This is a genomic window from Kitasatospora sp. NBC_00070 (genome assembly GCF_045041205.1).
GTDB lineage: Bacteria > Actinomycetota > Actinomycetes > Streptomycetales > Streptomycetaceae > Kitasatospora.
On sequence record NZ_CP108247.1, the window covers coordinates 1215921 to 1234366 of the forward strand.

Consider the following 18446-nt stretch of genomic DNA (forward strand, 5'->3'; position numbering starts at 1 on the left):
GGCCCCTGAACGGCCGTCAGCGCGTCCGGAGCACGCGCGGCAGCTGCTCGGCGACGCCGTCGGCGAGCCCCTCGAACGCGGGGCGCAGGAAGGGTGCCGCTAGCCGGGCCAGGCCCTTGAACCGCAGGTGGGCTTGGTAGACCACCACCGTGCGACCGTCCCAGGGGCGGACGGTGATGTCGTCGGTGGCGGTCACCGTGCGGTTCTCCCCGACGAACACCAGCCGGTCGTCCTCGTACCGTTCGAGCCGGTAGGTCAACCGGGTGCGGCGGCCCCGGAAGCGGGAGACGTTGATCCACCGGCTGCCCCGGACCACCGGGCCGTCGTCCACCCGGACGCAGCTCTCGGTGCCCGGGTCCCACTCCGGGGTGTGGCCGAAGTCCGCCAGATACCGCAGGACCTCCTCGGCGGGCCGGTCCACGGTGATGCTGCGCTCCACACTGACCATCGGGTGCTCCTTCCGGCGCTGCGGCGCGCTGCCGACCGCCGACCGGTATTCGGGGCGGACCGGCGATCGGATGGGACGGGTCAGTCGGTCAGCAGCCGTCCGATCCGGTCCAGGGCCCCCGCCAGGTCACGCGGGCGCAGCAGGCCCGGCCCGGTCGGGGTGCCGGTCCAGCCCGGGCCGGCCGTCAGGACCACCGGCCGGCTCCGGGCGCCGCGCCCGCCCCAGGCGGTCTCGGCGGTCCGGCGGGCCAGCACCCGGTCGGCGGTGGGCCTGCTCTGCGACCAGATCATCACGGCGGCCGGACCGGTCCGGCGGACCGCCTCCAGCAGCGCCTCGGCCGGTACGGCAGGGCCGAACATCCGGTACGGCAGGCCCAGTTCGGCCAGTCCGGCGGCGACCGCCTCCAGCGGGAGGGTGTGCTGCTCGCCGGGCATCCCGGCCAGCAGCACGGGCGGCCCCTGCGGTGCCTGCCCGGGCCGGTCGGCGACCCGGCGCAGCGCGGTGGAGACGTGCCAGGAGAGCAGGTGCTCCACCTCGACGTACCGCTCGCCCTCGGCGGCCCACTTCCGGCCGGCGGCGCGCAGGGCGGGAATCATCACCTCGGTCCAGGCGGTCACCGCGCCGAGCCCGTCGGTCGCCCGACGCAGGATCAGCGAGACCTCGGCGGTGTCCAGCCGGACGGCCGCCCGGGCCAGGCCCCGGCACTCGGGCCTGACCTGACCGACCGGCAGTGCGTTGCTGCCCCCGGGCGCCGTCCGGCCACCGGGCTCCTCGGGCTCCGGCACCGGGGGTGCCGCGCCGCGCGCGAGCCTGGCCGCCTCGCCGGGCGGCACCCCACGGGCCGTCAGCCGGCACATCGCCTCCAGCACCGCGACGTCCGCCGGGCTCCAGCGCCGGTGGTGTCCGGACTCCCGCTCGGCCGGGCCGATGCCGTAACGGCGTTCCCAGGAGCGCACGGTGGTCGGCGAGACACCGAGGCGCCGGGCCACCCCGCCGGTGGTCAGGCTGGCTTCGGCGCGCGGCGGGACGCCGGTGGGTTCGGACACGGTTGGGAGCGTACGGCCGCCTGCGGCGGGGCCGCCCACCGGCTCGCCCGGCGCACCGGCCGTCAGCGGAGCGGTCACGACGTTCACCTCCTGGGGCGACCGCACCCGGGCGGCGCCGTGACGAAGTGGTGTGCGGGGACCGGACCCGGTCCGGGCGCCGGTGGCCGGGAACCGAGCAGGCCCGCCACCGACAGGGCGCCCCAGCCGACCGAGACGCCGAGCGCCATCAGACGGTGCCGGCGGCCGGGCAGGGTGCCGGAGAGCAGCGCCGCGTCACCGAAGTCCGAGGCGATCCGGAGCAAGGTGGCGGTGCGCAGACTGCGGTCGTCCGGTGCCAGCAGCATGGCCAGGCCGCAGGCCGCGTCCCGCAGGGCCAGCGGCCGGAGACAGGTGACGGTGGACGCGGCCACCGAGCCGTCCGGGTCGGCCAGTCCGGACGGCCCGGCCAGCAGGGCGGGCCGGGCCGTGACCGCCAGGCCGTACAGCGCGGTCGCGGCGCCGATCGCCCGGAGCAGAGGTCGGTGCATGAGGGAACTCCTGGTCTGGCCGGTGGAGGGTCAGCCGAGGCTGCGCCTGGTGGTGGTCGCGAGGGGAGCAGGCGCGGCCGCGTGCGGGTGCCGGGCCTGCCAGTACGGGTTGTCGCGCGGCAGCCTGGAGCTGACCCGGCCGTACATCCCGAAGGTGGCGATGACGAAGCCCGTCACGAAGCTGAAGATCACGTTGGAGATCCCGAAGGCCAGCACGTTGGCGCCGGAGTCCAGCAGCGTGAGGTTGACGAAACCGCTGAGCACGAAGAGGGTGCCGACCACGATGTTGATCGTCGACGCCGTGTTGCCGCCGATCACCGCGCCGGTGATCAGCACCGCCGCGGTGACGATCGAGACCAGACTCAACAGGCCGTTGCTGGAGAGCCCGGCGACGCGCTCGCCGTCGGTGCTGAAGAAGGCCAGCCCGTCCGCCAGACCGAGGCAGCCGAAGACCAGCAGCGCGGCACCGCAGAGTCCGGCGCCGTACCGGTAGACCCGGGCCAGCCGGTGGTCGAGGGGAAGTTCGTCGCGAAGGTCCATGAGCTCGCTCCGTTCGGTGCGGGAGGCCGATGCCCCTGTCCCCACCGTCGGTCCCCGAGGCGGGTCGGTCGACTCGCAGCGTTCCCGCGTCGCTTGGCCCGGTGTGGCACCTGCTCAGACCGTTCGGCGCCGGAACGCGGCCGGACGGCCCGGTGCCCGCCGCGCCTCGGCGGTCAGGGCGTCCCGCATCCGGATCAGCCCGTCCCTGGTGCGGGTCTTGACCGTGCCGAGCGGGGTGCCGAGCAGCTCGGCGACCTGCGCCTGCGAGTAGCCGCCGTAGTAGGCCAGCGCGATCGACTGGCGCTGCACCTCCGTGAGCTCCCGCAGGCAGCGCCTGACCAGCTCCTGGTCCGCCCGGGCCGCCACCCGCTCGGCCACCTCGTCGTACGGGCGGGTGTACGCGGCGACGGCCTCCCGCCGGTCCCGGTCGACGGCGGCCTGCGCGGCGCGGACCCGGTCCACGGCGCGTCGGTGCGCGATGGTCAGCACCCACGGCAGGACCTGGCCGCGCTCGGGCCGGTAGCGGGCGGCGCCGCGCCAGATCTCCAGCAGCACCTCCTGGGTGACCTCCTCGGCCTGGGCGCGGTCCAGCACCACCCGCCGCACCACGCCGAACACCGGCCCGGCGATCACGTCGTAGAGCCTCCCGAACGCCGCTTCGTCGCCGAGGGCGACCCGGTGCAGCAGTGCGGGCAGGCCCTGACCCGGCGCTCCGGCCTCCGGTCGGCCCTGGCCGGTCTGGTCCTCGGAGCATCGCCGGCGCCATGGTGAAGTCACCCTTCCACGGTGCGCGCCGGGGCAGACCGAGGGAAACTCGCAGCGTTGCTGCATCGTTCCGAGTGCCCGTCATTCCGGCAGCCGCCCCCGGTACCGGGGTTGGGCCAGCCCGGCCATCGGGTCGCGGCGGCGGGCCAGCACCTGCTCCGGGGTGAACTCCAGCTCCTCGGGACGGCGGCAGTCCCGGACGGCCGTCCAGCTCACCGGGGTGGAGACCAGCGGGCGGTCGCCGGCCCGGATCGAGTACGGGGCGACGGTGGTCTTGGCGCTGGTGTTCTGCGACCAGTCGACGAAGACCTTGCCGCGGCGCAGCGACTTGTCCATCCGGTCCACCACCAGCGCCGGGTCGGCCTTCCGCAGCCGCATCGCCAGGTGCCGGGCGTAGCCGGTGGCGACCCGTTCGGGGGTGGGCTGCAGCGGGACCAGCAGGTGCAGTCCCTTGGAGCCAGAGGTCTTGGCCCAGGCGGTCAGCCCGTCCGCCGCCAGCAGCCGGCGGGCGGCCAGGGCGACGGTGCAGCAGTCGACGATCGAGGCACCCGGGCCCGGGTCCAGGTCGATGATCAGGCGGTCGTGCTCGGCGGGCTCCAACTGCCACTGCGGGACGTGCAGTTCGAGCGCACCGAGGTTGGCCGCCCAGACCAGGGTGGGCAGATCGGCCACCACGACATGACGGAGCGTCTCCTCTCGGTGCTCGACGTCCAGCGTGCCGATCCAGTCCGGCGCCCCGGCGGGCACCCGCTTGGCCCAGAACCGCTGGCCCTGGACGCCCTCGGGGAAGCGCAGGAAGGAGGCGGGCCGCCCGGCCAGGTGCGGCAGCAGCCGGGGCGCGATGCTCGCGTAGTAGTGCAGGGCGGCGGCCTTGGTCCAGCCGGTCGCGGGGTAGAGCACCTTCTCCAGGTGGGTCAGCCGCAGCCGCCGGCCCTCCACCTCGGTGAGCGTCACCTCGGGCATCTAGCGTTTCCCCGGGGTGCGCCGGGTGTCCGCCCAGGTGCGGAGTTGCTTCGCGGTCCAGGTGGTGACGATCCGTTCGGCGCCGATGCCCGCGGCGGCGGCCCGGGCGCAGCCGTACGGCTGCCAGGCCAGCTGCCCGGGGGCGTGCGCGTCGGTGTCGATCGAGAACAGGCAGCCCGCCCCGGCCGCGAGGGCGATCAGCCGGGACGGCGGGTCGCGGCGCTCGGGGCGGCAGTTGATCTCGACGGCGGCGCCCGCCTCGGCGCAGGCCGCGAAGACCCGCTCGGCGTCGAACCGGGACTCCGGCCGGGGCTTGTCGCCGAGCAGCCGCCCGGTGCAGTGGCCGAGGATGTCGAGCCGGGGGTTGCGCACCGCGTTCAGCAGCCGACGGGTCATCAGCAGCGGGTCCATCCGCAGCTTGGAGTGCACCGAGCCGACCACCACGTCCACCCGGTCGAGCAGGTCGTCCTCCTGGTCGAGCGAGCCGTCGTCGAGGATGTCGCACTCGATCCCGGTGAGCAGTTCGAACGGGGCCAGCCGGGTGTTCAGCTCGGCCACCACGTCGAGCTGGCGGCGCAGCCGTTCGGGGCTCAGACCGTGCGCGACGGTCAGCCGGGGCGAGTGGTCGGTGAGCACCGCCCACCGGTGGCCGAGCTCGATCGCGGTCCTGGCCATGGTCTCGATCGGGACCTGGCCGTCGGACCAGTCGGAGTGCAGGTGGCAGTCCCCGCGCAGCGCGGCGAACAGTTCCTCGCCGCCGGTGGCCAGCGGCAGGTCGGCCCTGGTCTCCAGCTCGGCCAGGTAGGCCGGGGTCCGGCCGGCCACCGCCTCGGCGATCACCTTGGCGGTGGTCGGGCCGATCCCGGGCAGCCGGCTCGCCCCGGCGGCCAGCGCGGCCGGGTCCGGGTGCTCGGCCAGGTGTGCCCGGGCCGCGGCGGCGGCCTGCCGGAAGGCGCGCACCCGGTACTCGGTCGCGTGCTCGCGCTCCAGCAGGTACGCGATCCGCTCCAGTGCACGGACGGGGTCCATACGGCTGCTGGTCCCCCGTCCGGCCCGCCCGGAAACCGGTTTGGCAGCTCCTCGACCGGTTTGCCCGGTTTCCGCCGCCCGCACGGGGGCACTCGGTAGAACGGGGGGCGACAACCGAGGAGGAGGGACCATGCTGCACTCCGACACCCGCACGGGAGGCATCCCGGCCACCGACCTGGAGACGGACGTGCTGCTCCACGAGCTGGAGCAGCTGCACCGCACCCGGCACGAGACCTTCCTGTACGGCTCCGAGGAGGCGCTCTACCGGCACACCCTGCGCTCCGGCCAGCTGGAGGCGGAGTACCTGCGCCGCTTCCCCTACCGCCACGTCGCCCCCGGCCGGACCAGGACCGGCGCCCGGGCCCGGGAGGCCGCCACCCGGATCGCCGAGCACCCCGCGTGACCCCGACCCCAGGAGGCAGGCCATGCCGATCGCGACCGTGAACCCGGCCACCGAGGAGACCCTGGAGACCTTCGACCCGCTCGGCCAGGACGCCGTCGAACTGGCGCTGGCCAAGGCGGCGGACGCCTTCCGGACGTACCGCGCCACCGGCTTCGAGGAGCGCGCCGAGCTGCTCCGCCGGGCGGCGGGGCTGCTGGACGCCGAGCAGGAGCGGATCGCCCGGACGGTGACCACCGAGATGGGCAAGCCGCTGGCCCAGGCCAGGGCGGAGGCGGCCAAGTGCGCCAAGGCGCTGCGCTGGTACGCCGACCACGGCGCCGCGCTGATCGCCGACGAGCACCCCGACGAGACGGACGTGGCCGACTCCGGGGCCGCGCTGGCCTACGTCAGGTACCGCCCGCTCGGTGCGGTGCTGGCGGTGATGCCGTGGAACTTCCCGCTCTGGCAGGTGGTCCGGTTCCTGGCGCCGGCCCTGATGGCGGGGAACGTGGCACTGCTCAAGCACGCCTCCAACGTGCCGCGCACCGCGCTCGCGCTGGCCGACCTGTTCCGCCGGGCCGGCGCGGCCGAGGGCTGCTTCCAGGCGTTGCTGGTCGGCTCGGACACCGTGCCGCAGCTGATCCGCGACCCCCGGGTGGCGGCCGTGACGCTGACCGGCAGCGAGGGTGCGGGCCGGGCCGTCGGCGCGGCGGCCGGGGAGGCGCTCAAGAAGAGCGTGCTGGAGCTCGGCGGCAGCGACCCGTTCCTGGTGCTGCCGAGCGCCGATCTGTCGGCCGCGGTGAGCACCGCCGTCCGGGCCAGGATCCAGAACAACGGCCAGTCCTGCATCGCCGCCAAGCGGTTCATCGTGCACGAGCAGGTGTACCCGCAGTTCGCGGCCGCCTTCGGCGAGGCGATGCGGACGCTGCGGGTCGGCGACCCGATGGACCCGGACACCGACCTCGGCCCGCTGGCCACCCGGCAGGGCCGGGACGACCTGGCCGCGCTGGTCGCCGACGCACTGGCGCACGGCGCGACCGCCGAGACCGGCGGCACCCTGCCGACCCGCGGCTGGTACCACCCGCCCACCGTGCTCACCGACGTGACGCCGGCGATGCGGGTGCACCGGGAGGAGACCTTCGGGCCGGTCGCGGTGCTCTACCGGGTACGCGACCTGGAGGAGGCGATCGCGCTGGCCAACGCCACGCCGTACGGCCTGAGTTCGAACGTCTGGACCACCGATCCGGGTGAACGCGACCAGTGCCTGCGGGAGTTGGAGGCGGGCGGGATCTTCTTCAACGGGATGACCGCCTCGCACCCGGCGCTGCCGTTCGGCGGCGTCAAGCACTCGGGGTACGGCCGCGAGCTGGCCGGGCACGGCATCCGCGAGTTCTGCAACGTCACCACGGTCTGGCTGGGCCACCCCTGACCCCGCCGGAGCCGGTCAGGAGACCGCCTTCAGCCGGCGCTTGCCGCCGGCGGGGGCGGTCGCCTGCCGCACCGCCTGCCGGAGCTCGTCCCGGGTCATGGTGGAGCGGTGCGGGATCTTCAACTCGCTGGCCTTCTCATAGAGTTGCGCCTTGGTGAGCCCGTCGAGCCCGTCCTCCCCGGTCTCGGCCTCCGCCGGCTTCGCCTTGCCGCCCGCCGCCGCCATGCTCCGGTTCAGCGCGTCCATCAGGTCGACCACGTTGGTGGCGGCCACCGTGCTCTCCGGGCGGACGATCTCCTTGCCCTCCACCTTGGCCTCGACCAGCTCGCGCACCCGGTCCTCGTACTCGTCCCGGTACGCCTGCGGGTCCCAGTCCATCGCGAGCATCTCGACCAGCTGCTCGGCCGCCCTCAACTCCCGCTCCTGGACGGTGACATCGGCCTCCGGCAGGTTGTCCACCTCCTGGTGCGGATCCCGGATCTCGTCGGCGAAGTGCATGGTGTGCAGGGTCAGCGTGTCGCCCTCGGCGTGCACGGCGGTCAGGTACTCCCGGCCACGCATCGAGAACTTGGCGATGCCGGCCTTGCCGGTCCGGCCCAGCGCCTCCCGCAGCAGGGCATAGACCTTGGTGTACTCCTTGCCCTTCGGGCCCAGGTAGTAGGTCTTGTCGAACAGGATCGGCTCCACCTCGCCGAGCTCGACGAAGCCGATGATCTCGATCGTCCGGGAGCGCCCGGGCGCCAGCTCGTCCAGTTCGTGCGGCTCGATCACCACGTACTCGCCCTCGGTGAGCTCGTAGCCCTTGACCACGTCGGAGTACTCGACCTCCTCGCCGGTCCGCTCGTTCACCCGCTGGTTGCGCACCCGGTCGGAGGTGCCGCGCTGGAGCTGGCGGAACCGCACCGAGTGGTCCTCGGTCGCCGAGTACAGCGCCACCGGCACCGTGACCAGCCCGAAGCTCAACGTCCCCGACCACATCGCCCTGGCCATCGGGCCTCCTCAGCGCGTACCGACCCCCGCGCCTCCAGCTTCGTCGCCCGGGGCCGGGATTCCCACCCGGACGTGGCGACCGAGTACCGCGAGGAAGGCCGAGGTGAGCGGATCGGGGCCGGGGCGGCAGTACGCGGCCAGCGCCCGGCGCACCGGGGGCTCCGGGCGCAGCACCCGGCCGTCGAAGCCCGGCGGCAGCAGGTCGGCCGGGACCAGGGCCGGGCCGAGCCCGGCGGCGGCCAGCAGCGGGGCGGCGGCGGTCTGCTCGGTCCGTACCGCCGCCCGGGGGCGGAAGCCGGCCGCCGCGCAGACCCGGTCGAGCAGCTCGGCCAGGCCGTTGCCGGGGGCGTAGTGCACCCAGTCCCGGTCGGCGAAGTCGGCGAGCGCCGCCCGGTCCGCCCCCGGCGCCGCCGCCGGGTCGTCCGCGGCCAGCACCAGCAGGAACTCCTCGGTGCCCAACTCCTGGACCGGGCCGTCCCAGGCACCCGGCACCGGCCCGATCGCCAGGTCGGCCCGGCCCGCCGCCATGGCCGCCGTCAGCGCCTCGGTGTGCGGGAACTCCAGCAGCCGGACCCGGACCTCGGGGTGCCGCTGGCGCCAGGCCCGCAGCACCGGGGGCAGCACCCCGAGGGTGACCGAGTAGACCACCGCGAGCTGGAGCTCGCCGCCGTCCAGCCCGGCGGCCCGGCGGGCGGCGGACCGGGCCCGGTCCGCCTCGGCCAGCGCGGCCCGGGCGTGCGGCAGCATCGCCCGCCCCATCGGGGTGAGCCGGACGGCCCGGGGCAGCCGCTCCAGCAGCCGCCCGCCGGCGTCCCGCTCCAGCGCCCGCACCTGGTGCGAGAGCGCGGGCTGCGAGACGTGCAGCAGCTCGGCGGCCCGGGTGAACGAGCCGGTGTCCACGACGGTGACCAGGTACTCGAGCTGCCGCAGGGTTGCCATGCAGACAGTTTATGGCTGCCCGATAAATCATGTCTTGGACGTATCACCGCAGGTGGGAGCAGGATCGTGGCATCATCCGGAACGGACAAGGACAGACACCCCATGAGCAAGGAAAACCTCGACGGACGCCGCCTGGTCGTGGTCGGCGCAGGCTCCAACATCGGGCGCGCGATCGCCCGCACCGCCTCGGCCGCCGGTGCCGACCTGGTGCTGGCCGGGCCCGATCCCGCCAAGCTGGCGGACACCGCCGCCGGGCTGGCCGGGCCCGCCCTGGTCCAGCCGCTGGACCTGGCCGACGAGACCTCGATCGCGGCACTGGCGGAGCGGGTCGGCCCGTTCGACCACCTGGTGTCCACCGCCGCGATGCCCGCGAACGGCCCGGTCGCCACCCTCGAACTCGCCGCCGTGCAGCGGGCGTTCGCGGCCAAGGTGATCGGCCCGCTGCTGCTCGCCAAGCACCTGGCGGGTCAGGTGAACGAGGGCGGCTCGTTCACCTTCTTCTCCGGCGTGGCCGCCTGGCGCCCCGCCCCCGAGCGGGTCGTGATGGCCACCACCAACGGCGCGCTGGCCTTCCTGGTCGAGGCGCTGGCGGTCGAGCTGGCACCCGTCCGGGTGAACGCGGTCTCCCCCGGCATCGTCGACTCGGGCGCCTGGGACGGCCTGGCCGAGCGCAAGGACGCCTTCCTGCGCGGCGTCGCCGAGCGCAACCCCGCCCGCCGGGTCGGCAGCCCGGACGACCTGGTCCAGGCCGTGCTGTACGCGCTGGGCAACCCCTTCGTCACCGGCACCGTGCTGCACGTGGACGGCGGCCACCGGCTCGTCTGACCGCCCGTCCGCCGCGCTCCCGGCGCACTCTGGAGGGGTGACTCTGCAACAGTTCAGTCCCATGCTGGCCACCCCCAGCGAGCGCCGGACCTTCGGTCCCGGCTGGCTGCTGGAGCGCAAGCTCGACGGCATCCGGGCGCTCGCCTACCGCGACGGCGACGAGGTCCGGCTGTTCTCCCGCACCGGCAAGTCGCTGGAGGCGGGCTACCCGGAGCTGGTCGAGGCGCTCGCCGCCCAGCCGGTCCGCCGGTTCGTGCTGGACGGCGAGATCGTCGCCCTCGACCACGGACGGACCAGCTTCGAGCTGCTCCAGCGCCGGATGCAGCTGCACGACCCGGCCCGGGCCAGGGCCAGCGGGGTGACCGTCACGTACTACCTGTTCGACCTGCTCCAGCTGGAGCACTACGACACCACCGGGCTGCCGCTGCGCGAGCGCAAGGAGGTGCTCCGCCGGGCGGTGCACTACGGCGGTCCGCTGCGGTACACCCTGCACCGGGAGGTGACCGGCCCGGTGCCGCTCGCCGACGCCTGCGCCCGGGGCTGGGAGGGGCTGATCGCCAAGCGCGCGGACGGGCCCTACCTGCAGCGCCGGTCCCCCGACTGGCTCAAGCTCAAGTGCTCGGCCGCCCAGGAGCTGGTGGTCGGCGGTTTCACCGACCCGGCGGGCGCCAGGACCGGCTTCGGCGCCCTGCTGCTCGGCCACTACGAGGGCCCGCAGCTGCGGTACGCGGGCAAGGTCGGCACCGGCTTCGACACCGCCACCCTGGTGCGCCTGCGGGCCCGGCTGGACGAGCTGGCCCGCCCGGACTCCCCGTTCGCCGACGCCGTCCCCGAACGGCACCCGCACTGGGTCGCCCCGGAGCTGGTCGCGCAGCTCGCCTTCACCGGCTGGACCAGGGACGGCCGGCTGCGCCACCCGCGGTTCCTCGGCCTGCGCGAGGACAAGCCCGCCCGCGAGGTGGTCCGCGAGCACAGCGCGGGCTGACCGCCACCGGCTGCTGCTCCGGTGCCGATCGCGCGACACTTGAGGCATGAACGACATCTTCCGTCCGCCGGTGGTGGTCCGGGCCCCGACCAGGGGCGCCCGGCCGTACCGGCGGGTGGAGATCTACGGGCGCCTGGTCGGCAAGGCCACCGACGAGCGGGACGTGGCGGAGTTCGTCCGCCGCGCGGGCGTGGCCGACCCCGACCTGGACGACCCCGACCTGGTGGCCTGGGTCGGTGGCGACCGGACGGTCTGGGCCGCCGAGTAGCGGGTAGGCGCGGTCGGTGTTCGAGTAGGAACCGGCCGCAGCGGGGCCGACCGCCGGCCGGCCGGTACGCGAGTACCTCAAGGAGGCCCTTCCCCATGTCCGAAGCAAGCGTCCCGTACACCACCAACAACGCCGGCGTCCCGGTCGAGAGCGACTCGGATTCGCTGACCGCAGGACCGGTCGGCCCGATCCTGCTGCACGACCACTACCTGATCGAGAAGATGGCCCAGTTCAACCGCGAACGGGTGCCCGAGCGGGTGGTGCACGCCAAGGGCGGCGGTGCCTACGGGTTCTTCCAGGTCACCCAGGACGTCAGCCAGTTCACCAAGGCGGACCTGTTCCAGCCCGGCAAGAAGACCGAGATGCTGGCCCGGTTCTCCACCGTGGCGGGCGAGTTGGGCACCCCCGACAGCTGGCGCGACCCGCGCGGCTTCGCGCTGAAGTTCTACACCGAGCAGGGCAACTACGACCTGGTCGGCAACAACACCCCGGTCTTCTTCGTCCGGGACCCGATCAAGTTCCAGGACTTCATCCGCTCGCAGAAGCGCCGTCCGGACACCCACCTGCGCGACAACGACATGCAGTGGGACTTCTGGACCCTCTCGCCGGAGTCCGCCCACCAGGTCACCTGGCTGATGGGCGACCGGGGCATCCCGAAGACCTGGCGGCACATGAACGGCTACGGCTCGCACACCTACCAGTGGGTGAACGCGGGCGGCGAGCGGTTCTGGGTGAAGTACCACTTCAAGACCGACCAGGGCATCGACTTCCTCACCCAGGCGGACGCCGACACGCTGGCCGGCGTCGACCCGGACGCCCACCTGCGCGACCTCTACGACTCGATCAAGGGCGGCGACCACCCGTCCTGGACCCTGCACGTGCAGGTGATGCCGTTCGAGGACGCCTGGAGCTACCGGTTCAACCCCTTCGACCTCACCAAGGTCTGGCCGCACGGCGACTACCCGCTGCACGAGGTCGGCCGGATGACGCTGAACCGCAACCCCGACAACTACCACGTGCACATCGAGCAGGCCGCCTTCGAGCCGTCCAACCTGGTGCCCGGGATCGGGGTCTCGCCGGACAAGATGCTGCTCGGCCGGATCTTCTCCTACCCGGACACCCACCGGTACCGGATCGGCCCCAACTACGCCCAGCTGCCGCCGAACCGGGCGCACGTGCCGGTGCACTCGTACGCCAAGGACGGCCCGATGCGGTTCGACGCCTCGCGGGCCGAGACGCCCTACGCGCCGAACTCCTACGGCGGCCCGGCCGCGCAGCCGGAGCTGTGGGGCTCGCCGCTGGGCTGGGACGTGGCGGGGCGGATGGTGCGCGAGGCGTACCCGCTGCACGCGGAGGACGACGACTGGGGGCAGGCCGGGACGATGGTGCGCCAGGTGCTGGACGACGCGGCGCGCGAGCGGCTGGTCGGCAACATCAGCGGGCACCTGAAGAACGGCGTCTCGGCGCCGGTGCTGGCCCGGGCGCTGGAGTACTGGCGCAACGTCGACAAGGACCTCGGCGACCGGGTGGCCGCGAAGGTCAACGGGCGGTAGCGGCGGGACCGACGGCCGCCCCGGGAACTCCCGGGGCGGCCGTCGTGCTGCGCGGGGAGCGTTGACACCGGCGGGGCGGCGGGCAATGCTAAGCAAGCGCTTAGTCAGCCGCCCGGCCCACCCGTGAGGACCTCCCTTGAGCGATGACCACGCCGGCCCGCCCGGCCTCGACCCGGACCGCCTGCGGGCCCACCTGGACGCCGCCCTGCCCGGCCTGGTACGCGGACCGCTGCACGCCGAGCTGATCGAGGGCGGGCGGTCCAACCTCACCTACCGGGTGACCGACGGCACCGGCAGCTGGGTGCTCCGACGGCCGCCGCTCGGGCACGTGCTGGCCACCGCGCACGACATGACCCGCGAGTACCGGGTGCTGGCCGCGCTCGGCCCGACCGCCGTGCCGGTGCCCGAGGTGCTGCTGCTGGTCGAGGACCCGGCGGTGCTCGGCGCGCCCTGGTACCTGATGGAGTACGTCGCGGGCACCCCGCACCGCGACCCGGCGGTGCTGGCCGCGCTCGGCGAGCAGCGGGTGCACGGGCTGGGGCTGCGCCTGGTGGACACCCTGGTGGCACTGCACGCCGTCGACCCGGCGGCGGTCGGCCTGGCCGACTTCGGCCGGCCCGAAGGCTTCCTGGAGCGTCAGCTCCGGCGCTGGGAACAGCAGTTGGAGGCGTCCAGGAGCCGGGAGGTGCCGGGCGTCGCCGAGCTGCGGCAGACCCTCACCGATACCCTGCCGGCCTCCCCCGCCCCGGCCCTGGTGCACGGCGACTACCGGCTGGACAACGTGCTGGTCGGCCCCGACGACGAGATCACCGCCGTGCTGGACTGGGAGATGTCCACCCTCGGCGACCCGCTCACCGACCTCGGGCTGTTGGTGATGTACACCGAACTGGCCCGGCAGTACGACGGGATACTGCCCGGCGCCGCGCTCGCCCCGGGCTTCCCCGGCACCGCCGAACTGGTCGGCCGGTACGCCACGGCCTCGGGGCGGGACGTCTCGGAGCTCGGCTGGTACGTCGGCTTCGCCTCGTTCAAGCTCGCCGTGGTGCTGGAGGGCATCCACTACCGGTACAGCCAGGGCCGCACGGTCGGCCGGGGCTTCGACCGGGTGGGTGAACTCGTACCGCTCTTCGTGCAGTTCGGCCTCACCTCGCTGAAGGAGCACTGACCGTGGACTTCTCCTACGACGCCCGGACCGAGGAGCTGCGCGGGCAGCTGCTGGCCTTCCTGGACGAGGCGGTGTACCCGGCCGAGCCGGTACTGGCGGCCCAACTCGCCGACCCGGCCCGGCCGCAGTGGTCGATCCCGCCGGTGGTGCGCGACCTCCAGGCCCAGGCGCGTTCGCGCGGGCTGTGGAACCTCTTCCTGCCCGGTGATCTGGGCGCGGGCCTGACCAACCTGCAGTACGCGCCGCTGGCCGAACTGACCGGCCGCTCCGTCCTGCTGGCCCCCGCCGCGCTCAACTGCGCCGCGCCGGACACCGGGAACATGGAGCTGCTGGCCCAGTTCGGCGACGAGGCCCAGCGCAAGCAGTGGCTGGAGCCGCTGCTGAACGCCGAGATCCGCTCGGCCTTCGCGATGACCGAACCCGAGGTGGCCTCCTCGGACGCCACCAACATCACCACCCGGATCGAGCGGGACGGCGACGACTACCTGGTCACCGGCCGGAAGTGGTACATCACCGGGGCGATGAACCCGGACTGCAGGATCTTCATCGTGATGGGCAAGACCGACCCGACCGCCGACCCGCGCCGCCAGCAGAGCATGATCCTGGTGCCGCGCGACACCCCCGGGGTGACCGTCCGGCGCGGGATGACCGTGTTCGGGTACGGCGACGCGGACCACGGCGGACACGCCGAGATCCTGTTCGAGAACGTCCGGGTGTCGGCCGCCAACCTGATCGGCCCGGAGGGCGACGGCTTCGCGATCGCCCAGGCCCGGCTCGGCCCGGGACGGATCCACCACTGCATGCGCGCGATCGGCATCGCCGAACGCGCCCTGGAGCTGATGTGCCGTCGGGTCACCGAACGGGTCGCGTTCGGGCGGCCGTTGGCCGACCAGGGGGTGGTCCAGGAGTGGATCGCCGAGTCCCGGGTACGGATCGAGCAGGCCCGGTTGCTGGTGCTCAAGACCGCCTGGCTGATGGACACCGTCGGCAACCGGGGCGCGCACACCGAGATCCAGGCCATCAAGATCGCAGTGCCGGCGATGACCGAGTGGGTGCTCGACAAGGCCGTCCAGGCGCACGGCGCGGCCGGGGTCAGCCAGGACACCCCGCTGGCCCAACTCTGGGCGGGCAACCGCACCCTGCGGCTGGCCGACGGCCCGGACGAGGTGCACCGCCGCTCGCTGGCCCGCCGCGAGCTCAAGCGTTACCGGGAGGTCTGAGATGAACGTCCGGGAGCTGACCCGCGCCCTGCTCGCCGAGCACGACCCCGCCCGCACCGACCGGCTCGACTTCCTGCGGGCCCGGTTCGACGCCGGGCTGGCCTGGGTGCACTTCCCGCCCGGCCTCGGCGGGCTCGGCGCCCCGCGTGCCGAACAGGCCGTGGTGGACGCCGAGTTGGCCGCCGCCGGAGCACCCGACAACGACCCGCGCCGGATCGGCATCGGGCTCGGGATGGCCGCGCCGACCATCCTGCGCTACGGCACCGAGGAGCAGCAGCGGCGCTTCCTCCGCCCGCTCTGGACCGGCGAGGAGGTCTGGTGCCAGCTGTTCAGCGAGCCGGGCGCGGGCTCCGACCTGGCCGCGCTCGGCACCCGGGCGGTCCGGGACGGCGACGGCTGGGTGGTGGACGGCCAGAAGGTATGGACCTCGATCGCGCACGCCGCCCGCTGGGCGATCCTGCTCGCCCGCACCGACCCGGACGTGCCGAAGCACCGGGGCATCAGCTACTTCGTCTGTGACATGACCGACCCGGGGGTGGAGGTCCGGCCGCTGCGCCAACTCACCGGCGAGGCCGAGTTCAACGAGGTGTTCCTGACCGGCGTGCGGATCCCCGACGCGCACCGGATCGGCGCGGTCGGCGAGGGCTGGCAGGTCGCCCAGACCACCCTGAACAACGAGCGGGTGGCGATCGGCGGCCAGGCGACCCCGCGCGAGGGCGGCCTGATCGGCGTGGTCGCCGACACCTGGCGGGCCCGGCCCGAACTCCGCACCCACGAGCTGCACCAACGGCTGCTCAAGGGCTGGCTGGACGCCGAGGTGATCCGGCAGACCGGCGAGCGGCTGCGCCAGCAGCTGACCTCCGGTCAGCCGGGGCCCGAAGGCGCCGCGATGAAGCTGGCCTTCGCCCGGCTGGCCCAGGAACTCAGCGGCCTGGAGGTCGAGTTGCTCGGCGAACAGGGTCTCGGCTACGACGACTGGACGATGACCCGCCCCGAAGTGGTCGACTTCACCGGCCGCGAGGCCGGGTACCGCTACCTGCGCGCCAAAGGCAACTCGATCGAGGGCGGCAGCTCGGAGATCCTGCGCAACGTGATCGCCGAACGCGTGCTCGGCCTGCCCGCCGAACCCCGGACCGACAAGGACCTGCCGTGGAAGGAGCTGCCCCGATGAGCGACCTGCTCTACTCGGAGATCGAGGAGGAACTCCGCTCCAGCGTCCGGGATCTGCTCACCGACCACTGCCCGCCCTCGGCGGTGCTGGCCCGCTGCGAGGGCCCGGAACCGTACGACCTACCGCTCTGGCGCAACCTGACGGTCGGGCTCGGCGTGGCCGGGCTCCAGGTGCCGGAGTTGCTCGGCGGCGCGGGCGCCTCAGTACGGGAAGTGGCGGTGGTGCTGGAGGAGTTGGGGCGCTCGGTGGCGCCGGTGCCGTACTTCGGCAGCTCGGTGCTCGGCCTCACGGCGCTGCTCGCCTGCGCGGACGGCGAGTTGCTGCCGGCCGTCGCCGCCGGGGCCCTGACCGCCACGCTGGCGGTGCCGTTCTCCACCGCTCCGGGCGGGCCGCTGCCGACCGTCTCGGTCGGCCCGGACGGCACCATCACCGGGCGGATCACCTCGGTGGCGGACGCCCTCCCGGCCGACGTCCTGCTGGTCCCGGCCGACGGCGGCCTGTACGCGGTCGAGACCGCCACGGTGACCCGCCGGACCTCGCTCGACCTCACCCGGCAGCTCGCCGACGTGACCCTGGACGGTACCCCGGCCCGGAAGTTGACCTCCGACGACGGACCGGTCCGGCAGGCGCTGCTCACCGGCGCGGGACTGCTCGCCTCCGAACAGCTCGGCCTGGCCGAGTGGTGCCTGACCACCACCGTGGCCTATCTGAAGGAGCGTCAGCAGTTCGGCCGCCAGGTCGGGTCGTTCCAGGCGCTCAAGCACCGACTGGCCGACCTCTGGCTGGAGACCGTCGGCGGACGGGCGGTGGCCCGGTACGCCGCCGACGCACTCGCCACCGACAGCCCGGACACCGCCGTCGCGGTGGCCGTCGCCCAGGCCCACTGCGGCGCCCTGGCCGTCCGGGCCGCCGAGGAGTGCGTCCAACTGCACGGCGGTATCGGGATGACCTGGGAGCACCCGGCCCACCTCTACCTCAAGCGCGCCAAGGCCGACCAGCTCGCCCTCGGCACCCCGGGCCACCACCGCAACTCCCTGGCCGCGCTGGCGGATCTGCCGGCCCCGTCGCCCTGAGCACTGGCCTCCGGGGCGCGGATCCCCAAGACGCCGGCACCGTCGACCGCCTCGGCGGTCCGCGGCGACACGCCGCATGCGGCACGGAGGACTCGGCTGAAATGCGCCGGGTTGACCAGCGCTGGGCGACCGCGGACACCGTCGGTGCGCCAAGGCTCCGCCGGGCCAACTCCCGGTCGCAGGACTCCAGTCGGCGCTGCTGGATGAGCCGGCTCACCGTGACCCCTTCTCCTTCGAAGAGCCGGTGCAGGTAGCGCACCGAACTCCGATCACTCGATCAACGGCCCTTACCAGTTCGCTACCCCCTCTACGGTCGGGTGAGAATTTCAGCCCCACTGTCGGTGATGGCAATGGTGTGCTCGCTGTGCGCGGTCCGGCAGCCCGTCGCGCTGCGCAACGTCCATCCGTCGGCGTCGGTGACGAGTGTGGCGGTGTCGGCCATGACCCAGGGCTCCAGGGCGAGCAGCAGTCCGGGGCGCAGCTTGTATCCGCGGCCGGGCCGTCCGGTGTTCGCGACGTGTGGGTCCTGGTGCATGGTCGAGCCGATGCCGTGGCCGCCGAACTCGGTGTTGATCAGGTAGCCCGCCTCACTGAGGACCGTGCCGATGGCGTGGGAGAGGTCGCCGATGCGCGCCCCCGGCCTGGCGGCGGCGATGCCGGCGGCGAGTGCGCGTTCGGTCGTCTCGATCATCGCGACGCTCTCCGCCGGCCGGGCCTGGCCCACCAGAAAGCTGATCGCGGCGTCCGCGGCCACCCCGCCCCTGGCCACCGCGAGGTCGAGAGTCAGCAGATCCCCGTCTGCCAGCGTGTAGTTGTGGGGCCGCCCATGGAGCACTCCGTCGTTGACGGCCGTGCAGATGTAGTGCCCGAACGGGCCGCGCCCGAAGGAAGGCGCGTAATCGACGTAACAGGACTGCGCTCCCGCCTCGGTGATCATCTCCTTGGCCCACTGGTCGATGTCCAGCAGGTTCGTCCCGACCGTGCTGCGCTGCTTCAGCGTGTGCAGGATGTTTCCGACCAGGGCGCCGGTGTCCCTCGCCCGCTCGAGCTGCGCGGAGTTCAGGATCTGGATCATGGGGGCCTCTCATGGACGTCCAATAACTATACCGGTCTAACTGTACCGGTATT

20 protein-coding genes and 1 pseudogene are annotated in these 18446 nt (G+C 73.6%); 10 read left to right on the forward strand and 11 right to left on the reverse strand.

The window, feature by feature from the left end; genetic code table 11:
- Positions 1 to 16: 16 nt before the first annotated feature.
- From OHV05_RS05695 to OHV05_RS05725, 7 genes are all read right to left on the reverse strand, one after another.
- Positions 17 to 448 carry an SRPBCC family protein gene (locus OHV05_RS05695; RefSeq protein WP_405016646.1) on the reverse strand — a complete coding sequence of 144 codons (432 nt, stop codon included), beginning with the start codon at positions 446 to 448 and terminating at the stop codon, positions 17 to 19.
- An 80-nt stretch (positions 449 to 528) separates the two neighbouring features.
- A complete protein-coding gene (locus OHV05_RS05700; protein WP_405016647.1) occupies positions 529 to 1494 on the reverse strand; it encodes a MerR family transcriptional regulator in 966 nt (321 codons plus the stop codon).
- A gap of 83 nt (positions 1495 to 1577) precedes the next feature.
- Complete coding sequence (locus tag OHV05_RS05705) at positions 1578 to 2021, reverse strand: hypothetical protein (protein WP_405016648.1); 444 nt, start codon at positions 2019 to 2021, stop codon at positions 1578 to 1580.
- Positions 2022 to 2051: 30 nt separating this feature from the next.
- Entirely contained in the window at positions 2052 to 2561 is a 510-nt protein-coding gene (locus OHV05_RS05710; protein ID WP_405016649.1) for a DUF4383 domain-containing protein, read from the reverse strand.
- Between the two features lie 114 nt (positions 2562 to 2675).
- Positions 2676 to 3338, reverse strand: a complete 663-nt coding sequence (sigK, locus tag OHV05_RS05715; RefSeq protein ID WP_405016650.1) for an ECF RNA polymerase sigma factor SigK — start codon at positions 3336 to 3338, stop codon at positions 2676 to 2678.
- A gap of 69 nt (positions 3339 to 3407) precedes the next feature.
- Positions 3408 to 4289: a non-homologous end-joining DNA ligase gene (gene ligD / locus OHV05_RS05720; protein WP_405016651.1), complete on the reverse strand. Its 882-nt coding sequence runs from the start codon at positions 4287 to 4289 to the stop codon at positions 3408 to 3410.
- Complete coding sequence (locus OHV05_RS05725; protein WP_405016652.1) at positions 4290 to 5318, reverse strand: PHP domain-containing protein; 1029 nt, start codon at positions 5316 to 5318, stop codon at positions 4290 to 4292.
- 130 nt (positions 5319 to 5448) lie between these two features.
- Here OHV05_RS05725 and OHV05_RS05730 point away from each other — a divergent pair, with 130 nt between their 5' ends.
- Together OHV05_RS05730 and OHV05_RS05735 are read left to right on the forward strand one after the other, a co-directional pair.
- Positions 5449 to 5721 carry a DUF6158 family protein gene (locus OHV05_RS05730; RefSeq protein WP_057229164.1) on the forward strand — a complete coding sequence of 91 codons (273 nt, stop codon included), beginning with the start codon at positions 5449 to 5451 and terminating at the stop codon, positions 5719 to 5721.
- 22 nt (positions 5722 to 5743) lie between these two features.
- A complete protein-coding gene (locus OHV05_RS05735; protein ID WP_405016653.1) occupies positions 5744 to 7129 on the forward strand; it encodes an NADP-dependent succinic semialdehyde dehydrogenase in 1386 nt (461 codons plus the stop codon).
- A gap of 15 nt (positions 7130 to 7144) precedes the next feature.
- Here OHV05_RS05735 and OHV05_RS05740 read toward each other — a convergent pair whose 3' ends face one another.
- Both OHV05_RS05740 and OHV05_RS05745 read right to left on the reverse strand, forming a co-directional pair.
- Positions 7145 to 8119 carry a Ku protein gene (locus OHV05_RS05740; RefSeq protein WP_405016654.1) on the reverse strand — a complete coding sequence of 325 codons (975 nt, stop codon included), beginning with the start codon at positions 8117 to 8119 and terminating at the stop codon, positions 7145 to 7147.
- 9 nt (positions 8120 to 8128) lie between these two features.
- Positions 8129 to 9058, reverse strand: coding sequence for a LysR substrate-binding domain-containing protein (locus OHV05_RS05745; protein WP_405016655.1), 930 nt, complete (start codon positions 9056 to 9058; stop codon positions 8129 to 8131).
- A 102-nt stretch (positions 9059 to 9160) separates the two neighbouring features.
- Here OHV05_RS05745 and OHV05_RS05750 point away from each other — a divergent pair, with 102 nt between their 5' ends.
- From OHV05_RS05750 to OHV05_RS05785, 8 genes are all read left to right on the forward strand, one after another.
- Positions 9161 to 9883 (forward strand): SDR family oxidoreductase, encoded by a 723-nt coding sequence (locus OHV05_RS05750; RefSeq protein ID WP_405016656.1) that lies wholly within the window; start codon positions 9161 to 9163, stop codon positions 9881 to 9883.
- A gap of 61 nt (positions 9884 to 9944) precedes the next feature.
- Positions 9945 to 10868 carry a non-homologous end-joining DNA ligase gene (gene ligD, locus OHV05_RS05755; RefSeq protein ID WP_405016657.1) on the forward strand — a complete coding sequence of 308 codons (924 nt, stop codon included), beginning with the start codon at positions 9945 to 9947 and terminating at the stop codon, positions 10866 to 10868.
- 46 nt (positions 10869 to 10914) lie between these two features.
- The gene (locus OHV05_RS05760; RefSeq protein WP_403040841.1) at positions 10915 to 11136 is read left to right on the forward strand and encodes a hypothetical protein; all 222 of its coding nucleotides are present in this window, start codon (positions 10915 to 10917) and stop codon (positions 11134 to 11136) included.
- A gap of 95 nt (positions 11137 to 11231) precedes the next feature.
- Positions 11232 to 12689: a catalase gene (locus OHV05_RS05765; RefSeq protein WP_405016658.1), complete on the forward strand. Its 1458-nt coding sequence runs from the start codon at positions 11232 to 11234 to the stop codon at positions 12687 to 12689.
- Positions 12690 to 12825: 136 nt separating this feature from the next.
- Positions 12826 to 13854, forward strand: coding sequence for a phosphotransferase family protein (locus OHV05_RS05770; protein WP_405016659.1), 1029 nt, complete (start codon positions 12826 to 12828; stop codon positions 13852 to 13854).
- Positions 13855 to 13856: 2 nt separating this feature from the next.
- Complete coding sequence (locus OHV05_RS05775) at positions 13857 to 15074, forward strand: acyl-CoA dehydrogenase family protein (RefSeq protein WP_405016660.1); 1218 nt, start codon at positions 13857 to 13859, stop codon at positions 15072 to 15074.
- A 1-nt stretch (position 15075) separates the two neighbouring features.
- Entirely contained in the window at positions 15076 to 16245 is a 1170-nt protein-coding gene (locus OHV05_RS05780) for an acyl-CoA dehydrogenase family protein (protein ID WP_405016661.1), read from the forward strand.
- The gene (locus OHV05_RS05785; RefSeq protein WP_405016662.1) at positions 16242 to 17318 is read left to right on the forward strand and encodes an acyl-CoA dehydrogenase family protein; all 1077 of its coding nucleotides are present in this window, start codon (positions 16242 to 16244) and stop codon (positions 17316 to 17318) included. The genes OHV05_RS05780 and OHV05_RS05785 overlap by 4 nt, the downstream gene beginning before the upstream one ends.
- Positions 17319 to 17377: 59 nt before the next feature.
- Here the strand turns inward: OHV05_RS05785 and OHV05_RS05790 are convergent.
- Positions 17378 to 17580, reverse strand: a pseudogene (locus OHV05_RS05790) (helix-turn-helix domain-containing protein); the annotation flags it as partial.
- A gap of 45 nt (positions 17581 to 17625) precedes the next feature.
- Positions 17626 to 18393, reverse strand: coding sequence for a type I methionyl aminopeptidase (map, locus tag OHV05_RS05795; protein WP_405016663.1), 768 nt, complete (start codon positions 18391 to 18393; stop codon positions 17626 to 17628).
- Between the last annotated feature and the right edge of the window lie 53 nt (positions 18394 to 18446).